The organism is Streptomyces flavochromogenes (assembly GCF_000717595.1).
GTDB lineage: Bacteria > Actinomycetota > Actinomycetes > Streptomycetales > Streptomycetaceae > Streptomyces > Streptomyces flavochromogenes.
In genome coordinates this window covers 91,020-98,797 of sequence record NZ_JNZO01000029.1, presented here as the reverse complement: position 1 = coordinate 98,797, position 7,778 = coordinate 91,020, and the positions used below count along the sequence as shown (strand labels likewise).

At 72.1% G+C, this 7,778-nt stretch carries 5 protein-coding genes; 2 read left to right on the top strand and 3 right to left on the bottom strand.

Going from position 1 to position 7,778, the window contains the following annotated elements; genetic code table 11:
• Positions 1-1,029, bottom strand: a 1,029-nt coding sequence (locus IF00_RS0131900; protein WP_342451059.1) for a hypothetical protein, incomplete at its 3' end; no start/stop codon positions are given.
• A 426-nt stretch (positions 1,030-1,455) separates the two neighbouring features.
• Here IF00_RS0131900 and IF00_RS0131895 point away from each other — a divergent pair.
• The gene (locus IF00_RS0131895) at positions 1,456-3,171 is read left to right on the top strand and encodes a chitinase (protein ID WP_030324088.1); all 1,716 of its coding nucleotides are present in this window, start codon (positions 1,456-1,458) and stop codon (positions 3,169-3,171) included.
• Between the two features lie 79 nt (positions 3,172-3,250).
• Here IF00_RS0131895 and IF00_RS0131890 read toward each other — a convergent pair whose 3' ends face one another.
• Entirely contained in the window at positions 3,251-4,747 is a 1,497-nt protein-coding gene (locus tag IF00_RS0131890; protein ID WP_030324086.1) for a serine/threonine-protein kinase, read from the bottom strand.
• A gap of 122 nt (positions 4,748-4,869) precedes the next feature.
• On the opposite strand from IF00_RS0131890, the gene IF00_RS0131885 reads away from it, so the two are divergent.
• Entirely contained in the window at positions 4,870-6,225 is a 1,356-nt protein-coding gene (locus IF00_RS0131885) for a M14 family metallopeptidase (RefSeq protein ID WP_030324084.1), read from the top strand.
• 70 nt (positions 6,226-6,295) lie between these two features.
• Here IF00_RS0131885 and IF00_RS0131880 read toward each other — a convergent pair whose 3' ends face one another.
• Complete coding sequence (locus tag IF00_RS0131880; RefSeq protein WP_030324082.1) at positions 6,296-7,738, bottom strand: GntP family permease; 1,443 nt, start codon at positions 7,736-7,738, stop codon at positions 6,296-6,298.
• Positions 7,739-7,778 lie beyond the last annotated feature (40 nt).

The window sequence follows — 7,778 nt, the reverse complement described above, 5'->3', positions numbered from 1 at the left end:
GGTGTACGAGGAGGACGGGGGCGCCGGGTGGGCCGGGTGCCCGGCCTGGTACTGAACCGGGTGCGCGTCGCCGGACTGTCGGGCCGGGAGCCCGCCCGTCTGCTGGGTCGCGTGCGCTCCTGGTCCGAGTGCGCGGGCGCCGTCGTCGCGCCGGCCCCCGGCCGGGCCGCCGTTCAGCGCGCGGCCGCCCTGTTCCGGCACCGCTCCGGCCTGGAGGGGTGCCCCGCAGAAGCCGCAGCGGTCGCCGATGAGTTCCATCGCGCACCAGTGGCAGGTCTCGCGCCGTACGGAGGAGACGAGCTGGTAGAGGACGGGCAGGTCGGGCAGGTAAGCGGCGAACTCGACGAGCTTTCCGGTCCCCCACCAGCGGGGTGAGGCCTCGGGCAGCGGAGTCTCCAGGACGGCGCCGTGGATCCGCCACCCGGGCACGAGGGTGGTCGTGGGCCAGTCGGTCTGGAGCTGGCCGCGGGCGATCAGGAGTTCGGTGGTGAACTCCGGTCCGGGCAGGGTCGCCTCGCCGCTGCCGACGCGGGTGATCTGGGCGGTGGGTCCGGCGAGTACGGCGAAGTGGGCGCCGGGCAGCCAGCCCTTGAGGTGGGAGCCGAGGCTGACGGGGACGCGGTCGAGGCGGGAGACGGAGCCGAGGACGGCGCCGGCGTAGATGTAGTGGGCGAGCAGCCGGGCGGCGGAGGCGAGGACTCCGGGGCTGAAGTCGCAGCCCGCCAACTGCCGGAGCTGGCGAACGAGTACGGCCGCTCCGAGGGGTGGCAGGTCGGTCATGACCAGCGCGATCCGGTCGCTTTCGAGCAGGGCGCGGACGGCGCGCAGGCGTTGCTCGACGGCGGCCGGGGCGGAGGTGGGGCAGACGACGATCACGTGTCCGTATCGCGCGATGAGCTGCTGCATGTCGGCGATCGAGGCGTCGAGCGACTGGGTGTCGGGGGCCGGGAGAACGGTGGCGTGCGGGGTCCCGGGATCGGTCGGCGGCAGTGCCAGGTCGGCACTGGTGACCGCGATCGCTGTCGGCACGTCGGACCCCCCGTCCCCTCCGGCCTCCGGTGGTCCCGGGGGCCGCGGATCACTTACCGCGTTCACGGCATCACCGCAGGGTGCTGCCGCCTCTGCACCTTATCCACGACCCCCGGGGTGGTGAACACACAATCCGCCAAGCCGGCCCGCTTTCTTGGGGGTCCGGAGCGCGAACCCGTCGGCCCGCTCCGGGCAGCCGTCACCCGCTCCGAACAGGGCTTGCTGCCAGAGGTCTTGACAACGCGATTGGTCTGGACCAACTTGTCCCCACAGCGGTGGCCACCGCCCGCACTGCTCGTACCGCCGGCACCTTCCGCACCCCCCTACCCCCCGCACCGCCTCGTACCCCCGTACGAGCCCCTCCGTACGACGACGTACGGCACCTCCACATCCCCCACATCCCCAACTCCCCTCCGGAGGATGCACGTGGACCGCACCACCACCCGCCCGCACGGACGCCGCTGGCTCGGCGGAGCGCTCGCGCTCGCCGTCGGCTCCGGGCTCGTCCTCGTCGGCGGAGCCGGCACCGCGCAGGCGGCCGACGTCAACGTCGCCAAGAACGCCGGTTTCGAGAACGGCCTCGCCAACTGGTCCTGTTCCGCCGGGAGCGGCGCCGCCGTCTCCTCCCCGGTCCGCACCGGCGCCGGCGCGCTCCGGGCGACCCCGGCCGGGCTCGACAACGCCAAGTGCGTGCAGACCGTGGCCGTGAAGCCCAACTCGACGTACACCCTGAGCGCCTGGGTCCAGGGCGGTTACGCCTACCTCGGGGCGAACAACACCGGGACCGGCTCCGGCAGCGTCTCCACCTGGACGCCCGACAGCGCCGCCTGGAAGCAGCTCACCACCACCTTCACCACCGGGGCGAGCACCACCTCCGTCGAGATCTACACCCACGGCTGGTACGGGACCTCCCCGTACTCCGTCGACGACGTCAGCGTCTTCGGCCCCGACGGGGGCGGCGGCCAGGACCCCGATCCGGTGGTCCCGTCCACCCCGACCGGCCTCGCCGCGGGCACCGTCACCTCCTCCTCGGTCGACCTGAGCTGGGGCACGGTCTCCGGCGCCACGGGCTACAAGGTGTACCGGGACGGTGGCAACCCGCAGACGGTGAGCGGCACTTCGGCCACGATCACCGGCCTCACGGCCGACACGGCGTACCAGTTCCAGGTCTCCGCGACGAACTCCGCGGGCGAGTCCGCGAAGTCCGGCGCCGTCACGGCCAGGACCGCCAAGGTCACCGACCCGGGCCCCGGCCCGGCCGTGCCCAAGCACGCCCTCACCGGCTACTGGCAGAACTTCGACAACGGCGCCACGGTCCAGAAGCTGCGGGACGTGCAGTCGCAGTACGACATCATCGCCGTCTCGTTCGCCGACTCGACGACCACGGCGGGCCAGATCGTCTTCAACCTCGACCCGGCCGTCGGCTACGCCTCGGTCGCCGACTTCAAGGCGGACATCGCCGCGAAGAAGGCAGCCGGCAAGTCCGTCATCATCTCGGTCGGCGGCGAGAAGGGGAACGTCACGATCAACAGCGACGCCTCCGCGACCGCCTTCGCGAACAGCGCTTACGCCCTCATGCAGGAGTACGGCTTCAGCGGCGTCGACATCGACCTCGAGCACGGCATCAACTCGACCTACCTGACCAAGGCGCTGCGTCAGCTGTCCGCCAAGGCCGGTTCGTCGCTCGTCCTGACGATGGCCCCGCAGACCATCGACATGCAGAACACGGGCACGGAGTACTTCAAGACCGCGCTCGCCGTGAAGGACATCCTCACGGTCGTCAACATGCAGTACTACAACAGCGGTTCGATGCTCGGCTGCGACGGCAAGGTCTACAGCCAGGGCTCGGTGGACTTCCTCACCGCGCTCGCCTGCATCCAGATCCAGGGCGGTCTCTCCCCGTCGCAGGTCGGCCTGGGCGTCCCGGCCTCCTCGCGGGGCGCGGGCAGCGGCTATGTCGACCCGCAGATCGTGAAGAACGCGCTCGACTGCCTGACCAAGCTCACGAGCTGCGGCACGTTCAAGCCGGCCCAGGCCTGGCCGACGCTGCGCGGCGCCATGACCTGGTCGACCAACTGGGACGCGACGGCCGGCAACGCCTGGTCGAACGCGGTGGGCCCGCACGTCCACAACCTGCCGTAACGCATCCGTCCCGCACCACCCGCGGCGCCGCCGGTCTCCCGGCGGCGTCGCGTCGTTCTTCGAGCCGAAGGCTCCGACCTCACCGGGGCAGGAACCGGGCCAGGACCCGGTCCAGTCCGGTGACCCACTCCCCGACCCTGGCCGCCCGGCGCCCGTCGATCTCGCAGACGTAGCTGGTGCCGTCGTAGAGGTCGACGGCGATCCGCAGCCACCGGCCGCGCCGGGTCCGCTCGTACCGCACGGCTCCGATCTCGGGCCAGGTGAACTCCGCTTCCTCGTCGAGCAACTGGAGGCAGATCCCGGCGCCGTCCACGACGATCCCGTACACATGGTCGGCGGCCACGAAATCCGCCACGGGCTGCGGGGGCGCGACGGGCGGCGGCGGGACGAAGAAGGCGGGGGTCGGCGGCCCGAACCCCGGCGGGACCGAGTCGTGCGGAGGCGGGGGTGCGTACGCCGACGGAACCACGGCCTGCGGCGGAACGGGGGTGGACGGGACCACGGCCTGCGGCGGCACCGGCGTCGACGGGACCACGGCCTGCGGCGGAACGGGGGTGGACGGGACCACGGCCTGCGGCGGCACCGGCGTCGACGGGGCCACGGCCTGCGGCGGAACGGGGGTGGACGGGACCACGGCCTGCGGCGGCACCGGCGTCGACGGGACCACGGCCTGCGGCGGTCCGTACGACGGCGGGATCGAGTCCTGCGGCGGCCCGAACCCCTGCGGGACCGGATGCCGCGGCGTCGCGGGCGCGTCGAGGAACGTCGGCGAGGGCGTCACCCCCGCCCCGTCCCGCGTCGCCCCCTCCCCCAGCACGTCCAGGATCTCCTCCGGCGTCGGCCGTCCGGCCGGGTCCTTCGCGAGGCAGCGGCCGACGAGCCCGCGCAGGGGCTCCGGTACGGCGGTGAGGTCCGGGGCCTCGTGGACCGCGCGGTACATGAGGCCCATCGGCGTCCCGCCCCCGAAGGGGCGCCCGCCCGCCGCGGCGACCAGCACCGCACCCAGCGCGAAGACGTCCGCCGCGCCCGTGACCTCATCGCCGAGGGCCTGTTCGGGGGCGAGATAGCCGGGGGTGCCGAAGGCGGAGCCGGTGGCGGTGAGCCGGGTCGACTCCAGCGCGCGGGCGATGCCGAAGTCGAGGACGCGGGGCCCGTCGGGGGCCATGACGATGTTGCCGGGCTTGAGGTCGCGGTGGACGAGCCCGCAGGCGTGGATGGCCTCCAGGGCCTCGGCGAGCGCGGCGCCGAGCGAGCGCAGCCGTCCCTCGTCCATCGGGCCCTGTGCGGTGACGAACGCCGCGAGGGTGGGGCCGGGGATGTAGGCGGTGGCGAGCCAGGGCGCCTCGGCGTCGGGGTCGGCGTCGACGACCTGGGCGGTGTGGAAGCCACCGACCTGCCGGGCCGCGGCGACCTCGGCGCGGAAGCGCGCGCGGAACGAGGGATCGGAGGCGAGTTCCGGCCGCGCCACCTTGACGGCCACGGCGCGCCCGCCCCGCGATCGGGCCAAATAGACGGTGCCCATGCCGCCTTCGCCTAGCTTGTGCTCGATGACGTATCTACCGATGAGGGTCCCCACCGGGACAGTATGGCCGAACTCACCGTCTTGACCGGTCCATGACACAGGCTCACCATGTGGCCGAACACCGAACACCCGCACGCGCTTGTCGCACCCCCCACCCTCCCCACCCAGGAGACAGCATGCGACGTTCCCTCCGCGGCAGAAGGTCCGCCACCCTCGCGGCCCTCTTGGCGCTCGCCCTCGCGGCGCCCGTATCCGCTCTCACGACACCCGCCGGGGCCGACCCGTCGTCGGCCGCCGCCCGGATCGCCGTCGGCGCCGACGAGGTGATCCGGCAGTACGAGGTCGCCGGCCCCTCCACCCCGGCCGCCCGGAGCGCGCTGACCGCCACCGGCGTCTCGATCGACGAGGTCGACGCCCGGTCGGTCGTGGTCAGCGCCAACACCGAACAGCTGAGGAATCTCAAGGCGCTCGGCTACAAGCCGGTCGCCCTGCCCGGCCCGCCGGACCGGACGGCCGAGGGCGGCAAGACGGCCGGCCCGCTCGACTTCCCCTCCGCCGACGCGAGGTACCACAACTACGCGGAGATGAACGCGGAGATCGACCAGCGCCTCGCCGCCCACCCCTCGATCATGCGCAAGCAGGTGATCGGGAAGTCGTACCAGGGCCGGGACATCGTCGCCATCAAGATCAGCGACAACGTCGCCACCGACGAGGCCGAGCCCGAGGTCCTCTTCACCCACCACCAGCACGCCCGCGAACACCTCACCGTCGAGATGGCGCTGTACCTCCTCCGTGAGCTCGGCGCGGGGTACGGCAGCGACTCCAGGATCACCAGCGCCGTGAACGGCCGCGAGATCTGGATCGTCCCGGACCTCAACCCGGACGGCGGCGAGTACGACATCGCGAGCGGCTCCTACCGCAGCTGGCGCAAGAACCGCCAGCCCAACTCCGGCTCCTCGTACATCGGTACGGACATGAACCGGAACTGGGACTACAAGTGGGGCTGCTGCGGCGGCTCTTCGGGCTCCAAGAGCTCCGAGACGTACCGCGGCGCCGCCCCCGAGTCCGCCCCCGAGGTCAAGGTCGTCGCCGACTTCGTCCGCTCCCGGGTGGTCGGCGGCAAGCAGCAGATCACCGCGGCCATCGACTTCCACACGTACAGCGAGCTCGTGCTCTGGCCCTTCGGCTGGACCACGGCCAACACCGCGCCGGGCATGACGCTCGACGACCGGAACGCCTTCGCCGCGGTCGGCGGCAAGATGGCGGCCAGCAACGGCTACACGCCCGAGCAGTCCAGCGACCTCTACATCACGGACGGGTCGATCGACGACTATCTGTGGGGATCGCAGCGGATCTTCGCGTACACCTTCGAGATGTACCCGTCCTCGTCCGGCGGCGGCGGCTTCTACCCGCCCGACGAGGTCATCGAGCGCGAGACGAGCCGCAACCGCGACGCCGTCCTCCAGCTCCTGGAGAACGCCGACTGCATGTACCGCTCGATCGGCAAGCAGGCGCAGTACTGCGCGGCCTGACGCCCCGTAGGCACCACGGACGCCCCGGCGGAACTCCGCCGGGGCGCCTCCGCCGTCGCGGTCCGGTCGCTCAGACGAACAGACTCAGCACGGCCGCCGCCGCGAAACCGGCCAGCGAGAGCACCGACTCCAGCACCGTCCAGGACTTGAGGGTGTCCCGCTCCGTGATGCCGAAGTACTTGGAGACGATCCAGAATCCGCCGTCGTTGACGTGCGACGCGAAGATCGAGCCGGCCGAGATCGCCATGATGACGAGGGCCAGGAAGGCCTGCGAGTGACCGCCGCCCTCGACCAGGGGCAGCACGATGCCGGCCGTGGTGACGATGGCGACCGTCGCCGAGCCCTGGGCGACGCGCAGCACCAGGGAGATGAGGTAGGCGAGCACGATGACGGGGAGCCCGACGTCGTGGAAGGTGTCGGAGAGCGCCTGGGCGACGCCGCTCACCTTGAGGACCGCGCCGAAGACCCCGCCCGCGCCGACGACGAGCAGGATGTTGCCGACCGGCTTGAGGGAGGAGGTGGACACCTGCTCCAGGGACTTCCGGGACCAGCCGCGCCGGATGCCGAGCAGCCAGTACGCGAGGAAGAGGGCGAGCGTCAGCGCGACGAAGGGGCTGCCGAAGAACTCGATGACCGAGCGGAGGGTGGACTCGTCCAGGGCGATGGAGGAGAAGGTCGCGGCGAGGATGAGGACCAGCGGCGTGCCGATGATGAGGAGCACGGTGGAGAGCGCCACGGGCGCCTCGGTGCCGCCGGACCGCTCGGCGGCGACCTTGGCCCGGGCCTCCTCGGCCGCCTCGACCATGTCCTGCGGGACCGCGACGAAGAGCCGTCGGCCGATCCAGCCGGCGTACGCCCAGGCCGCGAGCACGGCGGGGAGGCCGACGAGGACACCCATCAGGATGACCCAGCCGAGCGAGACGTGCAGAAGGCCGGCGGCGGCGACCGGGCCGGGGTGCGGCGGCAGGAAGGCGTGGGTCATGGAGAGGCCCGCGAGCAGCGGCATGGCGTAGAGCAGGATCGACTTGCCGGACCGCTTGGCGGCGGCGTAGACGATCGGCGCGAGGACGAAGATGCCGACGTCGAAGAAGACCGGGATGCCGAAGATGAGGCCGGTGAGGCCCATCGCGAGGGGGGCGCGCTTCTCGCCGAAGAGGCCGAGGAGACGGCTGCTCAGCACCTCGGCGCCGCCCGAGACCTCCAGGATCGCGCCGAGCATGGTGCCGAGGCCGATGATGATCGCGACATGGCCGAGGATGCCGCCCATGCCGGTCTCGATGACGGAGGTGGCGGCGGACTTCTGGACGGTGCCGAAGAGTTCGGTGACGGAGAGGCCGGCGGCGAGGCCGACGCCGATGGAGACGGCGAGCAGTGCGACGAAGGGCTGGAGCCGGACCTTGATGATCAGCAGGAGCAGGACGGCGATGCCGAGGGCGGCGACGGTGAGCAGCCCGGCGGTGCCGGGTATCAGGTGGAGCAGTCCACCGGTGTGCGGGGGTGCGACGGGGTTCATGGCGGGGGGAGACCTCGCTTGGGGGAGGGCGTGCGGGCAG